Origin of the sequence: Rhizobium sp. BK418 (genome assembly GCF_004341105.1) — a bacterium.
Lineage (GTDB): Bacteria > Pseudomonadota > Alphaproteobacteria > Rhizobiales > Rhizobiaceae > Rhizobium.
Window position 1 is genome coordinate 66,011 of record NZ_SLZK01000010.1, and the last position, 17,346, is coordinate 83,356.

At 56.3% G+C, this 17,346-nt stretch carries 13 protein-coding genes and 1 pseudogene; 7 read left to right on the plus strand and 7 right to left on the minus strand.

Annotation, left to right across the window (positions count from 1 at the left end):
* Positions 1–327: 327 nt before the first annotated feature.
* From EV281_RS28410 to EV281_RS28420, 3 genes are read right to left on the minus strand one after another with little or no spacing between them, the layout of a single operon-like run.
* Positions 328–1,314: an enoyl-CoA hydratase/isomerase family protein gene (locus tag EV281_RS28410; protein ID WP_132657938.1), complete on the minus strand. Its 987-nt coding sequence runs from the start codon at positions 1,312–1,314 to the stop codon at positions 328–330.
* A gap of 32 nt (positions 1,315–1,346) precedes the next feature.
* Positions 1,347–1,820, minus strand: coding sequence for a RidA family protein (locus tag EV281_RS28415; protein ID WP_132657940.1), 474 nt, complete (start codon positions 1,818–1,820; stop codon positions 1,347–1,349).
* Positions 1,814–2,539, minus strand: a complete 726-nt coding sequence (locus EV281_RS28420) for an SDR family oxidoreductase (protein ID WP_132657942.1) — start codon at positions 2,537–2,539, stop codon at positions 1,814–1,816. The genes EV281_RS28415 and EV281_RS28420 overlap by 7 nt, the downstream gene beginning before the upstream one ends.
* A 257-nt stretch (positions 2,540–2,796) precedes the next feature.
* Between EV281_RS28420 and EV281_RS28425 the strand changes: the two are divergent.
* Positions 2,797–3,881 (plus strand): annotated as a pseudogene (locus tag EV281_RS28425) (nitronate monooxygenase family protein).
* A gap of 42 nt (positions 3,882–3,923) precedes the next feature.
* Here EV281_RS28425 and EV281_RS28430 read toward each other — a convergent pair.
* Positions 3,924–4,214: a DUF1330 domain-containing protein gene (locus tag EV281_RS28430; protein WP_132657944.1), complete on the minus strand. Its 291-nt coding sequence runs from the start codon at positions 4,212–4,214 to the stop codon at positions 3,924–3,926.
* Positions 4,215–4,337: 123 nt separating this feature from the next.
* Complete coding sequence (locus EV281_RS28435; protein ID WP_245508395.1) at positions 4,338–4,970, minus strand: response regulator; 633 nt, start codon at positions 4,968–4,970, stop codon at positions 4,338–4,340.
* Positions 4,971–5,649: 679 nt separating this feature from the next.
* Between EV281_RS28435 and EV281_RS28440 the strand changes: the two genes are divergently transcribed.
* Positions 5,650–6,132 (plus strand): nuclear transport factor 2 family protein, encoded by a 483-nt coding sequence (locus EV281_RS28440; protein WP_132657945.1) that lies wholly within the window; start codon positions 5,650–5,652, stop codon positions 6,130–6,132.
* A gap of 549 nt (positions 6,133–6,681) precedes the next feature.
* Here the strand turns inward: EV281_RS28440 and EV281_RS28445 are convergent.
* Positions 6,682–7,146: a cyclic nucleotide-binding domain-containing protein gene (locus EV281_RS28445; RefSeq protein ID WP_132657947.1), complete on the minus strand. Its 465-nt coding sequence runs from the start codon at positions 7,144–7,146 to the stop codon at positions 6,682–6,684.
* 1,245 nt (positions 7,147–8,391) lie between these two features.
* Here EV281_RS28445 and EV281_RS28450 point away from each other — a divergent pair.
* The 3 genes from EV281_RS28450 (at position 8,392) to EV281_RS28465 (ending at position 11,659) form a co-directional block, all read left to right on the plus strand.
* Positions 8,392–9,438, plus strand: coding sequence for an NAD(P)-dependent alcohol dehydrogenase (locus EV281_RS28450; protein ID WP_132657949.1), 1,047 nt, complete (start codon positions 8,392–8,394; stop codon positions 9,436–9,438).
* Between the two features lie 285 nt (positions 9,439–9,723).
* Complete coding sequence (locus tag EV281_RS28455) at positions 9,724–10,317, plus strand: redoxin domain-containing protein (RefSeq protein ID WP_132657950.1); 594 nt, start codon at positions 9,724–9,726, stop codon at positions 10,315–10,317.
* 637 nt (positions 10,318–10,954) lie between these two features.
* On the plus strand, positions 10,955–11,659 hold the full coding sequence (locus tag EV281_RS28465; protein ID WP_132657952.1) for a type 1 glutamine amidotransferase domain-containing protein: 705 nt from the start codon (positions 10,955–10,957) through the stop codon (positions 11,657–11,659).
* A gap of 82 nt (positions 11,660–11,741) precedes the next feature.
* Here EV281_RS28465 and EV281_RS28470 read toward each other — a convergent pair whose 3' ends face one another.
* Positions 11,742–12,578: an oxidoreductase gene (locus tag EV281_RS28470; RefSeq protein WP_132657953.1), complete on the minus strand. Its 837-nt coding sequence runs from the start codon at positions 12,576–12,578 to the stop codon at positions 11,742–11,744.
* A gap of 173 nt (positions 12,579–12,751) precedes the next feature.
* Here EV281_RS28470 and EV281_RS28475 point away from each other — a divergent pair, with 173 nt between their 5' ends.
* Complete coding sequence (locus EV281_RS28475) at positions 12,752–13,648, plus strand: AraC family transcriptional regulator (RefSeq protein WP_165911979.1); 897 nt, start codon at positions 12,752–12,754, stop codon at positions 13,646–13,648.
* A 244-nt stretch (positions 13,649–13,892) separates the two neighbouring features.
* Entirely contained in the window at positions 13,893–17,075 is a 3,183-nt protein-coding gene (locus EV281_RS28480; RefSeq protein ID WP_132657957.1) for a PAS domain-containing protein, read from the plus strand.
* Positions 17,076–17,346 lie beyond the last annotated feature (271 nt).

Below are 17,346 nucleotides of genomic sequence, written 5' to 3' on the forward strand. Positions count from 1 at the left end.
ACTCCTATGTGGTCCACCAAGCCCTTGATAGCCGTTGCTATCCTCTGCTTGTCATAGCCACCCTCGGGGTTGGACGATCCGCCCGCACCTCGGTGCGCGACGACGAACCAAACATCCTCGCGAAGCGGCGCGATTACGTGGCGCCACCCCACCAGGTTTGCGGCCATCCGTGAATCAGCACCAGGGTGCGACCGTCGTCCTGCCCTCTCGGCACTCCTGAGGTGACATGGGGCAGCTAAACATCGGGCGCGCCGAACATGTTATGGTAGATACCTTGCATCTCTACCTCCTGAAAAACTGGCCAACCAGGTCAAAGACGCCGCAGATCTATCGGTTGGCCAAAGTCCCCGTATATTGACCTAGCTTCGCTTCCACGTCGGCTTTGGATTGAAGTCCCATGTTCATGAGTCTTTCAATATTGGCTTGGGCCGCCGGCCGCCTAACCGACGATATAAAGGCGTCCCATCCGGCGCCGATCTCGGGGTCCGTTGGAAGGCTTGCGTAGTCCACGAGCCGTTTTGTGTCTGCGATGGCATCGCGATCAAACCCCGAGATCCGCCCCGCGAGTCCGTCTACGAATGCGTCTAGCTGACTGTCCGGAAGTGACCGGTTCACATATCCGTACTTCTCGGCGAGCTCTCCATCGATGTCATCCGAACCGAGCAAGACCTCAAGAGCTCGCCCGCGCCCCATCAGACGGGGAAGCCGGGCCATAGGGCCTCCGCCCGGTACAAGCGCCGCTCCCACCTCCCATTGCGACAGGATCGCTTTTTCTCTGCTGGCGAACCTCATGTCGCTGGCTAGGGCCAACTCGCTCCCGACGCCTGTGGCACGGCCCCGGATTAGGGCGATGGAGACCACAGGCGCTTTGCTGATGCGGACCAGCATGTCGGGGAGGGGGTGAAGCCCAGTTTTACCTGAAGGGAGTTCGGTCGATGCCGAGAGCGGAGGGACGAAATCGTAGTGGGTCAGGAAAAAACCTGGCACCGAACTATCGAAAACCACCACTCTAAGGTCGGGATCGTTTTCGATGGCGGCCACGACCTTTTCCATCTGGGGGATGGTCTCCGGTCCGAAGATGTTGAATGGCGGGTTGTCGAATGTAACCCTCCAATACGCAGGCGATCTCTTTTCGATCCTGATTTCCGCCTTCTCAGACCGCAGAATGCCATTGCCATTGGTTGCGGTTGTCTTCTCTGGAATTGCCCGCTGACCGGACAATGCCAAAGCTGGAAGCATCAAGAGTGCCGCTGCAGTCACCAACCTGGAGGATACAGCTACGAGGTTCGTGGAATTTGCTGATCTTTTGTTCATGAGAAACTCCCATTTGTGCGTTTTGTGACACTTCACTGCATGTCGGTTTCGAAGACGAGCTCGACCTCGATCGGCATTCCAAGCGGGATACTAGAGACGCCCAGAACAATGCGGGGAGGTACCAGCGCCTGGCCGAACAGTTCCATAAGCAGATCTGATGCTCCGTCAGCGACCTTCGGGTGGTCCCGAAAATCCTCTGGTGCCGCGATGTAGACGCCAAGCTTCGCTATGCGGTTGATGTAGTCCAGCGAACCGAGATGTGCCCTCGCGGCTGATATGCCGTTCATGCAGGCAATTCGCGCAGCATCGTATCCTTCTCTGATGGATAGTTCCGAGCCAACTCGGCCCAGATAAATCGGTTCGTGGTCGACGACTGGCAGCATTCCGCTGAGGAACAGCAGTGCCCCCGACCTGACGGCTTCCGAGTATGTCCCGAAAGGCGTCGGAGCTGGAGGGAGCGTGATTGCCATCTCCCGAATACGGGTTTCGATGCTCGGGTTCACCATCTTCCGATATGTGCGCCGCTGTCCACGTGCAGCACCTCCCCGGTGATGTTTGACGATTCCGTGAGGTAGACGACCGCATCGACGATTTCCTGGACGTCCGTCACGACGCCCATCGGCGACAGCGTTCGAAGGAAATCCTTCTGCCGTGAGGCATGCAGCGGCGTGTCAACGACGCCGGGCGACACCGCATTCACTCGGATGTTGTCCATCGCGAATTCGAGCGCGAGGCTCTTCGTGATGGAATTGAGCCCACCTTTGGTGATCATCGGCAGCGATGCAGTCACACCGCGGATCGGATGATCGGCAAGCGAAGCCGTGATTGACACGATGCTCCCGCCGGATTTTTGCCGGAGCATCTGCCGGACGGCATGCTTTGTGAAATGTATGAAACCTTCGACGTTTGTGGCCGACAACTTGTGGAAATCGTCGATCGTGTAGTCCAGGAAGGACTTGGGGAAGAAGACGCCCGCGTTGTTTACCAACGCGTCGATCGAACCGAATTGCTCGATTGCGGCGAGCGCAGCCCGCTCCGCCGTCGATGGGTCCGAGACGTCGCCATCTAATAGCTCAAGATGACCGGCTCGGTCGAAAAGCTTGCTCTCGCTGATACGTCTCGACGTCGCGACTACATTGTAGCCTCTTTCAAGAAACGTTTTCACGATGCCTGCGCCAATACCTCGAGAGGCGCCTGTCACCACCACGGTCTTGTGTACGCTCATTCAGGCCTCCGTTTATGGCACGCCTCAACCCATGCCTCTGCCATGTTTCAAGGCAGTGCTATCAAGTGTTCTGACAACTCTCAGACGGGCGGCTCTCTGCTGGCCCGCCACGAACTTCTCGCTGGACGGCTCGTGGAGCTATTGTACCAAGGTGTCCCCGATACCTTCGGATTGGTAAGGGCGGATACCTTGGTGCAATAGACGCTGCACCGTTTCAGACCTACGAGAAGGCAAATACTCTCGAACGGAGCTGGACGATGAACGCATGGCCGGATAGACGAGCACTCGACCTGTTTGGGATTGAACTCCCAGTCATTCAGGCACCAATGGCTGGCGCTACGACCGTTGATATGGCTATCGCGGCAGCCCGCGCTGGGGGGCTGGGCTCCATCCGAGTGCGCTTTTCTCCGTTGAACAGTTGAGGGAGGCATTCCGGCAGTTTCGCTTAGCAACCAAGGCTCCTGTCAACGCGAATTTCTTTGCTCACGTGTCGCCGCCGGCGAATCCTACTGCTCAGATGCGTTGGCGAGCTGCGCTGGCGCCTTATTACGTGGAAGCAGGATTGGACCCGGCGGTCCCTATAGCGGCTGGAGGACGAGCTCCATTTGACAGTACCTTTTGCGAAGCCGTGGAGGAGTTTAGACCGGAAATAGTCAGCTTCCACTTCGGTCTGCCTGACCAGGTTCTGGTCAGGCGGGTGAAGGCAGCCGGCTCCAAGGTGATCTCGTCTGCCACTACCGTAGCCGAGGCGGTTTGGCTGGAGGACAATGGCGTGGACGCCGTGATCGCGATGGGATACGAGGCGGGGGGCCACCGGGGCAACTTTCTTACCCACGACATGGCAACCCAGGTTGGGACGATGGCTCTCGTGCCCCAAGTGGTAGACGCCGTCGATGTGCCGGTGATCGCCGCAGGAGGAATTGCCGACGGCCGAGGCGTCGCGGCGGCCATCATGCTCGGTGCCAGCGCGGTCCAAGTTGGGACGGCATACCTGTTCACGCCGGAAGCGAAGATCGCTGAAGTCCACTTGACCGCAATCGAGGCTGCTGGCGATGACGATACGGCTGTTACAAACGTGATGACCGGGCGCCCCGCCCGCGGGGTGATCAATCGCTTGATGAAAGAACTTGGACCGCTTACTGAGATAGCTCCCGACTTCCCGACCGCAGCCTCAGCATTAGCGCCGCTGAAGGCCGCGGCCGAAGCCGTTTGCAAAGATCATTTTACAAACTTGTGGGCTGGTCAGTCTGCCAGGCTGTCTCCTCGGCTTGGATCGGAAGAATTGACACGGCGGCTATCCGACGAGGCGCTTGCGGTAATCGCAAAGTTCTCCTTTCGTTGAAGCGGCTGCCGTAGCCGAACTCCTCGAAAACGGAAACCGTCCTCATTGAGCCTGTATGATCCTAATATCTCGTTCGACAGCGCCAGTTACCAGAGCCAAGGCTTCCTGGTAGGCCGGGCTGTCATGGGCAGCTTGAGCTGCCTCGACGCTCTCGAATTCGATCAGGACCGTTCGCTGATGAATGCCTGCTTCGTACACGAGAGCAGGCATACCCCGAGCGAGAACCCGACCTCCGCCCGCCTCAATCGCCGGCCCACTGAGCTTTGCGTAGGCCGCCAGGGCATCAGGGTTGGTAACGGAACGATACGTAGCTATCCAATAAGCTTTTGCCATGCTTGATCAGATCCTATTTCAAAGGGATCAGAGCCTTCGATTTGGCCACTGGCGTCGATCAAAAGCCCCAAGTTTACGTCCAAAGCCGATCTGAACGTTAAATGAACGATTAACGTGCTCCGGCTAACGAATCTCGTTCTCGTTTCTCGGCCGAGTGTCATCTGCGCCATGAAGCAGCGTTGCCATGTGCACGAGATCCGGCACAGATCGGGCGCCCATCTTCCGCATCATCTGGCCGCGATGCGCTTTCACGGTGATTTCACTTATCCCCAATTGAAAGGCAGCCTGCTTGTTCAGAAGCCCTTTCACGACGCAAGCCAGCACCTCTCGTTCCCGCTGACTCAGGCCTTGATAGCGGGCTTTAACGCGGCTGATCTCCTCGTCTTCGCGCACGCGAGCAACGCTTTGCTCTACGGCGCTACCGATAGCAGTGAGGAGGGCTGTAGTGTCGATTGGTTTGGTAAGGAATTCGAACGCGCCTGCTTTCATGGCACGTACTGTCATTGGAACGTCGCCGAAACCAGTGACGAATATTATTGGAACCCTGCGACCGTGCGAGGTGAGCATTCCTTGTAAATCTAAACCAGTTAGGCCCGGCATGTTGACATCAAGTACAAGACAACTTGGAGGCTCGGCCGGAGAACTGTCCAGAAAATCCTTGGCGGACGAGTAGGTGGCGGGTTGCCACCCCGCCGATGCAATTAGAAGTTCGAGCGATTCCCGAACCGATACATCATCGTCGATAACGACTACCACCGCCTTGCCGGACGGGGCGTCGAGACGAGGACGTGTGCGGTCTTGGCTTGCGGAACTCAAACTGTACACTTCAAGTACTCCTCGAAACCGGCTTCGCTCCTTCAACGGCGAGAGACCGGACGGCAAGACGGAAGAAGAGTACCGATATTTTAGAGCATTTGCGAGCGCGTTGTCCGTCGGTCTGAGGTCTGCGACTTTTTTTGGCGGCGAGAAAGAGCGCTGAGGATTCGTGCGAAAAGCCAGGCAAGCAACGAGGGACGGCGTGTCGCTCAATACTAAATCCCCGTGAATACTGGACCATAAAGGCGGTCAATTTCCGAATCGATAGACCAAGTGCCTGGCGGCGTTTATCGACGCCGCGCGCATCATCCACCCCGTTTGCGTCCGCCGGCTTGACAATCGGCTTCCTGCCATCTTGTGCCGCGGGGATTGGCGCTGTTCCTTGAACGATCATTGCTTCCCCAATCGAAACTATATCGCGGTCGAATCTTGGCCACGAGGCCCTCACTCCGCAGCCATTATCCCCGAGTTTTGCCTCGCTTCAATTGTACGATGGTGTTGGTCGATCACCGATCACCCGTAGGCCGAGACACGTTTGTGTTATGGATAAACTTCGAATTTTTTAACATCGTTCTCCCCCTACAGTCGTCGAAGACGCTTTCACGAAAGAGGACATGCAATGCAATGGCACCTTGTCGAAATATGTGGAAATGAATCAAAAGCCGGCGATGGAGGGCCGCTGGATGCACTTATCGAATTTTACCGGTCCTTCAATGAAAAGGATCTCTCAGGGCTGGAAGGCGTCTGGTTAGCCGGCCACGACCCGAGCATGGACAATCCAATCGGCGGCATTCGTCGCGGCTGGCGTTCGATCGCTGAAGGCTACACGAAGCTGTTCGACGGCCGAGCGGAGGTCAATGTGACGTTTCATGACTTCACGAGCCAAGGCGGACAGGATTGGCATCTTTTCGTTGGGCGCGAACGAGGAGAATGCAGAACACCAGAAGAGCGCATGGACCTGGCGATAAGGACAACGCGATGGTTTGTACGAAAAGAGGGCGCTTGGCAGCTGCTGCATCATCACGGATCCATTGACGACCCAGATATGCTTTCTCGATATCGCCGCCTCATATTCGGGGCGGGAAAGATAACGTCAACGTAGCTCGGTGAAAGAGCGGATTGTATCCAAAGTTTCAGAAGAGAGTGGATACGGACAGTGCACTAAAACTATCTTTCTGCCCATGCATCCTCGTCAACGACTGCCGAAACGAATCCGTCGGGCGCCGCGTGGCAGATTGTGCCCGATGCTGCCGATGAGTGGAAATGGCCAGGCGCCGGCGCCGAGTGCCGTCATCAAATGATCGGCGTTAGTCGGGGGATACGCAGGTGTCGGTGATCGGAGGTGTTTCTGGAGCACGACACAGACGGTCACCTCCGACCTCTCGGCGATATTCATCGACGAGGGCTCAAACAGAGGCGCAACCGTCGGATTTTCACGTCCGCTCGCTTCGGCTTGAGATCTCATCCACTCGCGACCGCGGAAGAGCCGCCCCCGGCGGAGGGGGACGGCCCAGCGGACCTTGGGAGGATCGTCCGCCACCTCCGGCGTAAGGGAGGAGGGCCGGAGTACTTCTAGTCTTCGTCTAGTCTCCGGTAAGGGCCCGGGCGACCGATAGTACCTTAGCGCCGGCAGCCTTCATCCGTAAGTGAACTAAGGTATTGCCGTGCGATACCTCGGGATCGACGTGGCCAGCTTGGCCATGTCTAGTAGTGTGGGTGCGGTATTCGAGCAGGTGCCGAATCCTTGCCGCGATTGAAGTTGGATGCCGATCCGGCCTCTGTTCCAGTTCTTGCCGGAATCGAGACTCCGCCTCCATCCGCTTTGCAAGCAGAAGGCCAGCGCGGGTTTCTGGCGCATGATCACGGCGAGATCTTCTTTAGGAACCTCGTATACGACGACGGACGTTAGTGATCGGGAGTGCGCGATCTCGACGGCGCCAGTCAGCACCCGGCACTCTCCGATCATATCGCCGGCGGGAAGATGCCCGAGTTCCACGGATCTAGCCCGGTCCGTTTGCTCCATCACCACCACACCGCTGCGAACGATGATAAGAGAGTTCATCATCGTGCCTTCACTCACGATTGTCGAACCGTTGCTGTAGGGGAGTCTTTTCATACTTTTCGCGAGAGATTCCCTTCCATCCTCATTAAGCGCCGCGAAGAGGGGAATGAAGGACAGGAGCCCCCAGGCACCGCCCGGGTGCGTGAGATCTTGCACTCCATTGATAATGCCCTAGGTCGGGGCAAAGGGATACGCTCAACTGTCAGAAACAATCTAACCGCATACGACAGAACCAATGCTGCCGCGACCCACCATGTGGTCTTAATCACGCCGACGGGAATCTCCTGACTTATGGTTGGAGAGCGTCGGTCTGGCACCCAGGGGCGCTGTAATTCCTGAGCAAAAGCGCGCTGATGGCACCAAAGAAAAGGAGGTGGATTAATGGGCGAACGTCGTCCTCCGTGGTGCAAAATGCGAGCCAAAGGCGAGCATCATCAACATTGCGAACTCGATGCCGGGGTTGCCGAAGAAGATTGAAGATGTCCTTAAATACATCATCCAACGGCGTTTCAAGCCTAACGGTTCGACCAACTAAAAAGGTAGGTCAAGCCAACAGCGTGGGTCCAGTCTGGATCAGCGAACGCCAGCAAGGCACCGAATGCTAGGGTAAGACCAGCCCCGAACAGAATAACAGCAACTATCCCACTTCCGCTCGGGTCATCGTGGGATCGGTCCTTTGTCTCATGAACGTGTTCCTCGGCAGTTCTTATCCGCCGAATGTTCGAATTGGCGTGCTCGATTGGCTGGAACCTGCCGCTGAGACCGCCCGGTCGTCCGAGCCGCCGGTTCGTGGAGATCTCTGAGATTCTCATGGGTTCCTCGCAGATTGATCGGCATGAGGACGTCACTATGCAACCAACATCGGCGGTTCTGAATGAGACGATGGTATCGCCCCTTACCTTGTTACCGATGGCAATCGACACGATTGTCCCGGATTCCGGGAGACTGCCTGCCGCCCGGCATGAATTCTCGCGGTGCCGGATCCGTTCTACTCACGGTCCCGTGACGCATTGATGCGAGCGAAATGATGATTGTCTCGAGTTCCCGACAAGGTCGGTGGCGCCTAAAGCCGGCAGACGACGGTCGGCAGTACTTTGGTATCGCCCATACCAAAGTAGGAGTGCGCTCCCAGGCAAACACGCTCACAACCACTCTGCCGCGGCGTTCACTTTCGCAGTCGGCCAGAATGACCGGCGTTTCGAAAGCCGCGGAAGATTGCGTCTAATGCTTCCACTGGACGGGGCGAGCAAGCCCGCGTTCCGGGGGAGGCTCCGTGAAAACTGAAAAGAGGACTATCTCATGCCGACCATCGCAAGAGGCTATGCGGCGACTGACGCATCGAAGCCGTTGACACCCTTCACCTTCGAACGCCGCGATCCCAATCCGGACGACGTCGTTATCGCGATTAAATACTCCGGCATCTGCCACACCGACATACATCAGGCACGGAATGAGTGGGGCAATGCCGTATACCCGATGGTTCCAGGTCACGAGATCGCTGGCGTCGTTACGGCCGTCGGTTCCAAGGTGACAAAGTTCAAGGTCGGCGACCATGTGGGCGTGGGCTGCTTCGTCGATAGTTGCGTCGGCTGCGCCACACGCGATCTCGACAACGAGCAGTACATGCCGGGTCTCGTATTTACCTACAATGGGCTCGAAGCCGACGGGAAGACTGCTACGCAAGGCGGGTATTCTGATTCGATTGTCGTCAAAGAAGGCTACGTACTGGCGATCCCAGAAAATCTCCCACTAGATGCGTCGGCTCCGCTCCTTTGTGCCGGCATAACCCTATTCTCGCCGCTGCGTCACTACAACGTCGGCCCCGGCAAGAAGGTCGCGATCATCGGCATGGGCGGTCTTGGCCACCTCGGCGTGAAGATCGGTTCAGCGATGGGGGCCGACATCACCGTCCTGTCGCAGACACTCTCGAAGAAAGAAGACGGACTAAAGCTCGGCGCGAAAGAATATTATGCGACGAGCGACGCGTCGACGTTCGAAAAACTCGCAGGCGCCTTCGACCTGATCATTTGCACCGTCTCAGCTGAGATTGATTGGAACGCTTACCTGGGCCTTCTCAAGGTCAATGGCACGATGGTACTGCTCGGGATTCCGGAGAAGGCCATTCCCGTGCACGCGTTCTCCTTGGTGGCGGGACATCGCAGCCTTGCCGGATCGATGATAGGCTCAATCAAGGAGACACAGGAGATGCTCGACTTCTGCGGGAAGCATGGCATTGTCTCTGAAATCGAAAAGATCGGTATCAAACAGGTCAATGAAGCCTTCGAGCGCGTCCTGAAGAGCGACGTGCGATATCGCTTCGTCATTGACATGGCTTCGATCCCTTGACGACAGGCTGCAGGCGGCTGACCACCGCCTGCAGGGGCCAAGCATTTGACCACAAAAGTTCGACCGATTGGCCCCAGCGGTTGAACTGTGACTCGCGACACAAGAGGCGCTTGCTTGAGTGCGACGTGAGTGCGGATGTCGCTTGGCCGCGGGCGTGGAACCGCGCTCTCCATCCAGTGACCGTCGTATCTATTCGACACCAAAGTACAATGGCGTCGCGAGCAATCACCTTCTCTTCTTGTTGGGTCCGCCAGGAGTGGCACATTAACCGAAAGGCACTATAACATGCGAGCCGATATTGTGTCCGGCGGGGTTTTTCCGGATTACGAACTAAACGATCACATTGGAAAGCGCCGGAAGCTTTCGGATCTTCAAAGCATTTATCCCATGGTGCTGGTTCTCAGCCGGGGAAGCTACTGCCCTAAAGATCGGCGTCAGGCGGAGGGCTTACTGCAGCTTCATCGCGAGATGGGTGTGGGGTACTGTAGAATGGTGACCATCAGCACTGATGCCATCGCAGAAACGCGCGAATACCGAAGCGGCGTTGGCGCCCATTGGACGTTTCTCGCCGACCCGAGAAGAATAGTTCAGAAGGACCTGGACATCGCCGAATATACGGATCCGGTCCACAATCCGATGATACCCCATGTCATTGTCCTCGAACCTAAACTGATCGTTCACAAGGTTTACAATGGCTATTGGTTCTTCGGCCGTCCGACCGTCGAGGAACTTCGTCAGGACCTTCGTGCGGTCTGCATGAAGTGCTTTGCGGACTGGGATATTACTCGGCCGGAGCTTCGAAAAGCCTGGAGCGAAGGCCGGAAGGAGCTTTTTTTTCCGTACGGCCAGACATTCGCGCAAACGCTAGGCGACGAGTGATATCACTCGTATGAGAATGAAGGCCTGCGGCGGGTGATAGTAAGACTGGAACGGGTCTACGACGCTCCGGAGGTGAAGGAGGGTGAGCGGATCCTCGTGGACTGACTGTGGCCGCGAGGCTTGGCAAAGAGCGATGCGAAGCTGGGTCGATGGCTAAAGGACGTCGCATCGAGCACTGATCTCCGTAAATGGTTCGGACATTGTGCCGACCGATGGGGCGAATTCGCGGTTCGCTATCGGAGGTAGCTGGCGGACAACGAGGCATTCAGCGAGCTTCGAGGGGTGCGACGGCACACGCTCTGGTGTTTCTGAGGGAGCTCGTGGATGCGTTACGCCGTGGTGGGCATCGGAGCCGATACCATAGTGCTGAAGAGATGTGCAGAGGTGCAATTTCTTGCCGATCAGGAACTCGCTAGCCTTCCCTCAATCAAACGGACTGAAGGTCTCTAATGCGCAACATAGCTTTTATCGTCGTCGCGACGGTTATCACAGCAAAGGTGACGAACGCCAGCGAAACGCTTCAGGCGTCGCGGGGCACATGTGAGTAGGCGCATTCGCGCTATCGGTTGGCGTAACCGCCTTTCGCCGAAGGCTTCGACCCGAGCATCCCTGAACCAACCCCTAATGGAGATCCAACATGAAGGTCCTAATGGTCTTTACCTCGCACGACGTCCTCGGCAACACCGGTCGAAAGACAGGGTTCTGGCTGGAGGAGGGGGCAGCACCTTACTATGTCTTCAAAGACGCTGGCGTCGAGCTAATCCTTGCGTCCCCAAAGGGAGGACAGCCTCCGGTGGATCCAAAGAGCGACCTTCCAGAGAACCAGACGGAGGCGATGGCTCGCTTCAAGGCCGATCCGTCCGCGCAGAAAGACTTCGCCCACACCAAAATGCTCTCGGACATGCGAGCGGAGGATTTCGACGCCGTGTTCTACCCCGGTGGCCATGGTCCGATGTGGGATCTTGTGGACGATCGACATTCAATCTCGCTTATCGAATCCTTCTATGAAAGCGGCAAGCCCGTAGCGGCGGTCTGCCATGCACCGGCCGTCCTTCACAAAGTCATGCACAACGGGGCGCCTATCGTCAAAGGGAAACGGGTGACAGGATTCGCCAATACCGAGGAGGAAGCGGTCCAGCTTACCAATGTGGTTCCATTCCTGGTCGAGGACGAGCTGAGACGCCTGGGCGGCTTGTTCGAAAAGGCAGCAGATTGGGAAAGCTTTGTCATCACAGATGGTCGATTGATTACTGGACAGAATCCTGCATCGTCAACCGCAGGCGCACAGGCTCTGGTCAAGCTGCTATTCAGCGACAATTCGGGCGCCGGTGCGGCAGTCTGACCAGTTCCGCACATTGTGAGTTATCAAGCCCAGATTAAGGAAGCTCCCCGTTGAGGGACGCCGCGATGCGGCGCCCCTGCTTTCAGTCATCAAAATCAGTGTTTACAGACACGTCTTTCCAAGCCTCAAAGTTCTCGCTTAAAGCAGACAGACGCTTTTGTGCCATCTGATAAGCGTCTGGTCCAAGCAGGAGCCGAAGCGGGGGGGCAGATGCATGCACGGCTTTGATGATAGCGGCAGCTGCCTTGTTGGGATCCCCTGGCTGCGTTCCAGAGTATTCGTGAACTTGTTTGCGACGAACACCTGCCGTCTCCGCGTAGTCATCAATGACTGTTCTTGATTCCACCATCGAACGCCCCGCCCAATCGGTACGAAAACGCCCTGGCTCTACGATGGTCACTTTAATGCCTAGGGGCGCAACTTCCTGAGCCAGCGACTCGGAATACCCTTCGACCGCGAATTTGCTTGCATGGTAGTATCCAGTGGCAGGGAATGCCATCAGCCCACCTATGGACGAGATCATGACGATATTACCGGACCTTCTCCTTCTCATGCCGGGCAGCACCTGCTTGGTCACCTCGAATAGACCGAATACGTTTGTCTCGAACTGTCTCCGGATCTCGGACTCTTCTCCCTCTTCGATCGCCGAAAAGTAGCCGTAGCCTGCATTGTTGACGAGCACGTCGATTTTGCCAAAGTGCTTTTCGGTTTTGTCGACGGCTTCTGCGATCATGTCACGTTGGGTCACATCGAGCGTCAGCGCCAGCGCTCTCTCACCGAATCGCTCTGTCAGTTCCCGTAATGCTTCCGGATTTCTGGCGGAGACTGCGGCCCGGTCACCGCCGTCAAGAACCTGCTTCGCAAGTGATCGACCGATGCCAGTCGAACCGCCGGTTATAAGCCAAACTCGTTCAGACATTCCATTACCCCTTTGGATCATTGGTAGGAGATTGTTGCCCCGATATAATCGGAGTGAGCAATTGCTCGGCGTCGGATTTGGGAAAGGCGGCCCCTCGAAACTACGGCGATCGTGCTAAAATGTTGCACGATCCTGCCAAACACCTGAGTGCCCCGAAACAGGATACGTGTCTTATGACCGATAATGGAGATAGTCTTATCGAGGAGATGCGCGAGATCGTCGAGCGTCATGCGAACCAATTGCGTACGCCGACGACGTTGGAAGGGCTCACGCTTTACCAGCTTCATGACAGCTTTCGTGCGTTTCATACACTTTATAACCCACGCCTTTGCGTAGTCTTGCGTGGGGCAAAGGAAGTGTCGCTTGGCGACCAGAGCTTTGCCGCGGATGAAGCCGCTTTCTTGCTTGTAACAGTTGATCTTCCCGTAGTCTCCAAAGTGTTTAGAGCGTCTGATGGACGATCACATTTAGCATTCACAATTGATCTGGATCGTCACCTCCTTGTAGACGTCCTCCAGAAACTCCCAACGAGCATCGACATCCCCGAAGAGACGCCTGCCGGTGTGATCGCGGCGCCGATGAGGCCGCCGATGCTGAGTTCTTTTGTGCGGCTCTTGCGACTCCTAGATAATTCGGACGACGCGCGCTTTTTCAGGCCGTTGGTACTTCAGGAGATTTACTATCAACTGGCAAAAATGGGACTGGGTAATATCTTGGCTCAGTTTGCCTCCGCCGGAACCCGGCTTTCGCAGCTCGGTAAGGCAACAGCCTGGATAAAGTCGAACTACCGGGAGTCCATGAGCGTCGAGGAGCTGGCGGATCTGGTGGGAATGAGCCTGTCCTCATTTCATCGGCATTTCAAGGCGGTCACATTGATGACACCGCTTCAGTACAGAACCCAGGTGCGATTGCAAGAAGCGCGACGGATGCTTCTTACGGAGCGCACCTCGGCCGGTCAGGTAGCAGCCGCTGTCGGTTACGATAGTCAATCGCAGTTCTCCAGGGACTACAAACGCATGTTCGGTGCACCCCCCTACCATGATGCAGCGAAACTACTGCGCGCGAGTTGAACCGCTAGGGGCTTCGAAATTGGCTGATTGCTGCAAGCCGAAGGGTTCATGTATGCCGAATATGCTCTGTACCACCGATAATCGGTTCCTGGGTGGGCGTGCTACTACAGGAGATTTCGTTACTGGGAGCTCTCGGTGATACTTTTGACCTCGCTCCGTGAGACGGTTGATTTTAAGCAAGCGACGCTCGATCCGCGAGGGGGCTCTATGGGTGAGGGTAGGGGAATGCGGAGACCACTACGACATGGCCTCTGAAAAGTATGGGTATGCTATCGACCCCGGAACCGTTCTCGAGGCCCTACCGGCCCTGATTCTGGTCACACAGTCGGCAGGCAACATCGTATATTCAAACACCGCATGGCGGGAATTCACCATGGCAATCGACATGTCTCCTGGCGGCGGCTGGAAGGAGTCGATTCATCCGGATGACTTGACTGGCTTTGCCGAAGTCTTCGCACATATCGTTGAATCGCGCGAGGCCGGTGAGATCGAGGCGCGCCTCCGGCGAGCTGATGGCGAATACAGATGGCATCTGTTCCAGATCTCTCCACTGCCTGCGGTGGAAGCGGAGGACGATGGAAGATGGTGTTGGCTCGTCACGAACAGTGACGAAGGCCCTACAGGCAGAAATCGGGCACCCGACGGTCGGTTGAGGCGGTTCATGGATATGCTGCCGACGCAGATTGTCTTCATGTCGCCTGATCTCGAGCTCGAATTCGTCAACAAGCGTGTCACGGAATTTTATGATCGGGACCTTGAGCAACTCCGGAATTACGCGGCTGCTCCGGATACTGTAAATCATCCGGACGACTTGCCCACTATCTTTGAAAAGCTCGATCGCCTGGTGAACCATGGAGAGGATTGGATCAATCAAAGCCGAATGTTGCACCATGACGGAACCTACCGGTGGGTGGGGTCGGAGATGGTCGCGTCGCGGGATGCCCAAGGCAATATCGTAAGGTACTGTTCGGTGCAGACCGATATCCATGAACTTGTCCAGACAAGAGCACTGCTTGCGGGCGAAGTTCGTATTTTGAAGATGGTGGCCTTACGAACGCCGCTACGGGATATTCTTAGCGCCGTGGCCCGACTTGTTGAGGAACTCGGCGTCGGCTCGTGTGGGATTCTTATCATAAATCGGCAACAGGATTTATTTGAGTACGGCGGGTGCTCCAACCTGCCGCCCGATTTCCGACGTTTCTTCACCGGGCGAAGGATGTCTCAAGTCGACGCGCCGTTCGCACGTTCCGCTATCGAGAACTCAAGGGAAGACGGGATCGATTTAGAGCACGACCGCCGGTGGGCTGATACGGAGTGGGCTGCGCTCGTACGAGCCCACGGTTTTCATTTCTGCTGGTCGGTCCCGGTCTTGTCGCCCAGTGGTGACGCAGCCGGTGTGATGGCAATCTATCGACGCCGACAATCGCAATTTCGCAATGAGGAAGAGTCGATCATCGAGCGTGTCACGACGCTGATTGGAATTGTGATCGATCGCGCGAGAGCTGACGAAGAACTGCGGGCCAGCGAAGCAAGACTACAACGCGCAAACGCGCAACTTGCCCAGGGCGAGCGAATTAGCGCGACCGGAAGCTTCACAACTGATCTGTGGATTGATCAGCAGGTCTGGTCCGATGAGCTCTATCGCGTTTTCGACATACCCCGCGAAACCGTACCAAGCCTCGATGCAGTTCGAGAACGCGTGCACCCGGACGACCGTGAATTCTACGAATCGCAAATAGAGCAGAGTCACAATGGTGCACCGGCCGACTTCTCCTTTAGGATATTAACCTCTAGTGGGGACGTAAGGTATCTGCACGGCATCGCTGAGGTGGTCGACCATGTCGAAGGGCGACCGATCTTCATGGGTGTCGTACAAGATATAACAAAAATCAAAATGGCTGAGATGGCACTGACTGCACGCGAGGCTGAGTTGCGTCAGGCATACAGCTACCTAACGGAAGCGCAGCGGATCAGTAAGACCGGAAGCTTTACCTGGGACGTCCACGCTGATCAGCACAACTGGTCGGACGAAATACGCCGCGTTTTCGGCTTCGATCTCGAAGTTCCGATCACGCTGCCCATGATTGAGGCGGTTATTCATCCCGACGACATGGACGAGGTCGCAAAGGTAATCGGAGGAGCTTTTGAGGGACGAGATTTCGATCTTGTTTTCAGAATTCGTTTGGAGGGAGGAGAGATCCGATTTGCGCACGTTGTCGGCCATAGAATAGAGAACATCACTGAACGCCCGGTATTTCTGGGCGCTTTGCAAGACGTTACGGATTCGAAAGTCTCGGAAGCTGCGTTGCGAGCGAGCGAAAGTGAATTACAGAGGGCAAACAGCTATCTGATCACGGCGCAGCGTCTCAGCAAAACGGGCAGCTTTTCCTGGCATAGTGGCTCTGGAATGGCGAACTGGTCTCCGGAAATGGAGACGATCTTTGGCAGCAGCTTGCCTGCGGAAGGCCAGCCGTTCGGAGTATCGATTGAAACCGTCCATCCTGAAGATCGAACTATATTCGACAGGCTAAAGAGAAGCGCGCTTGAGGGGCAGAACTTCGATGGAGAGTTCCGGCTGTTGACGCCGGAGGGCGGTGTTAAGAACGTCCAATTTGTCGGTCATGTCCGCGAGAAAACTGAAAGCGGATCATTGTTTGTGGGAGCGGCGCAGGATGTGACCGCTCTCCGTCAAGGTGAAGAAGCCCTAAGCAGGGCCCGCGCCGAACTCGCCCACGTTACGCGCTTCACGGCGCTGAGCGCACTCACGGCTTCGATAACACATGAAGTCAGCCAGCCACTCGCAGGGATTTTGAACAATGCGAATACTGGACTGAGGATGCTGGCAGCAGATCCTCCAGATCTGGCGGGGGCATCTGACACGATTAGTCGTACGCTCCGCGACACCAACCGAGCAGCTGAGGTCATCAAGCGGTTGCGGGCGATGTTCGCCAAAAAAGACCCAGTGATTGAATTAATAAATCTTAACGATATCGCAAAAGAGGTAATTGCAATAACCGCAAGGGAGCTCCAACGTAGCCGCGTGGTCTTGCAAACAAACCTTTTCGATGAGATCCCGCTTGTAAGGGGCGACCGGATTCAGTTCCAGCAAGTATTACTAAATCTACTCTTGAACGCGGCAGACGCTATGGCGCTTCTTGAGGACCAGCCTCGGTCTCTCGTTGTTGAAACCACCATCGATGGCGAGGAAGTAATTCTTTCAGTGAAAGATCGTGGGGTCGGCCTTGACGCCGAAGCCGTAGAAAAGGCTTTTAATCCCTTCTATACCACAAAGGCGGCCGGCATGGGCATGGGGCTGTCTATTAGCAAGTCGATTATCGAGTCCCATAAAGGGCGGATATGGGCGGTAGCGAACTCTGATCATGGTGCTACCTTTTTTATCGCCGTGCCCGCAGTTAGACAGCCCTAGCAGTCGCGCGTCGAGGTTGGTCACGTTGAACTTCAAGCGAGCGAGGGCATTTGCGAAGATTTCGTCGGCCTCGGATCTAAAGCATCGGCGCCGAGGGGCGGGACTACTGGACCAAGGTAGTGGCGATACCATGGTTTCCCCTATTCTGCCGACGGCGCATACGAGCCTTCTCGGAGTGCGAAAACGGCCCTGAAAGCGTATTGACAGCGCGCAAAGCTGGTATTTACCTATCGCTCCGGCGGTGCGATCTCCGCCCAGCTGGATTGGTGGC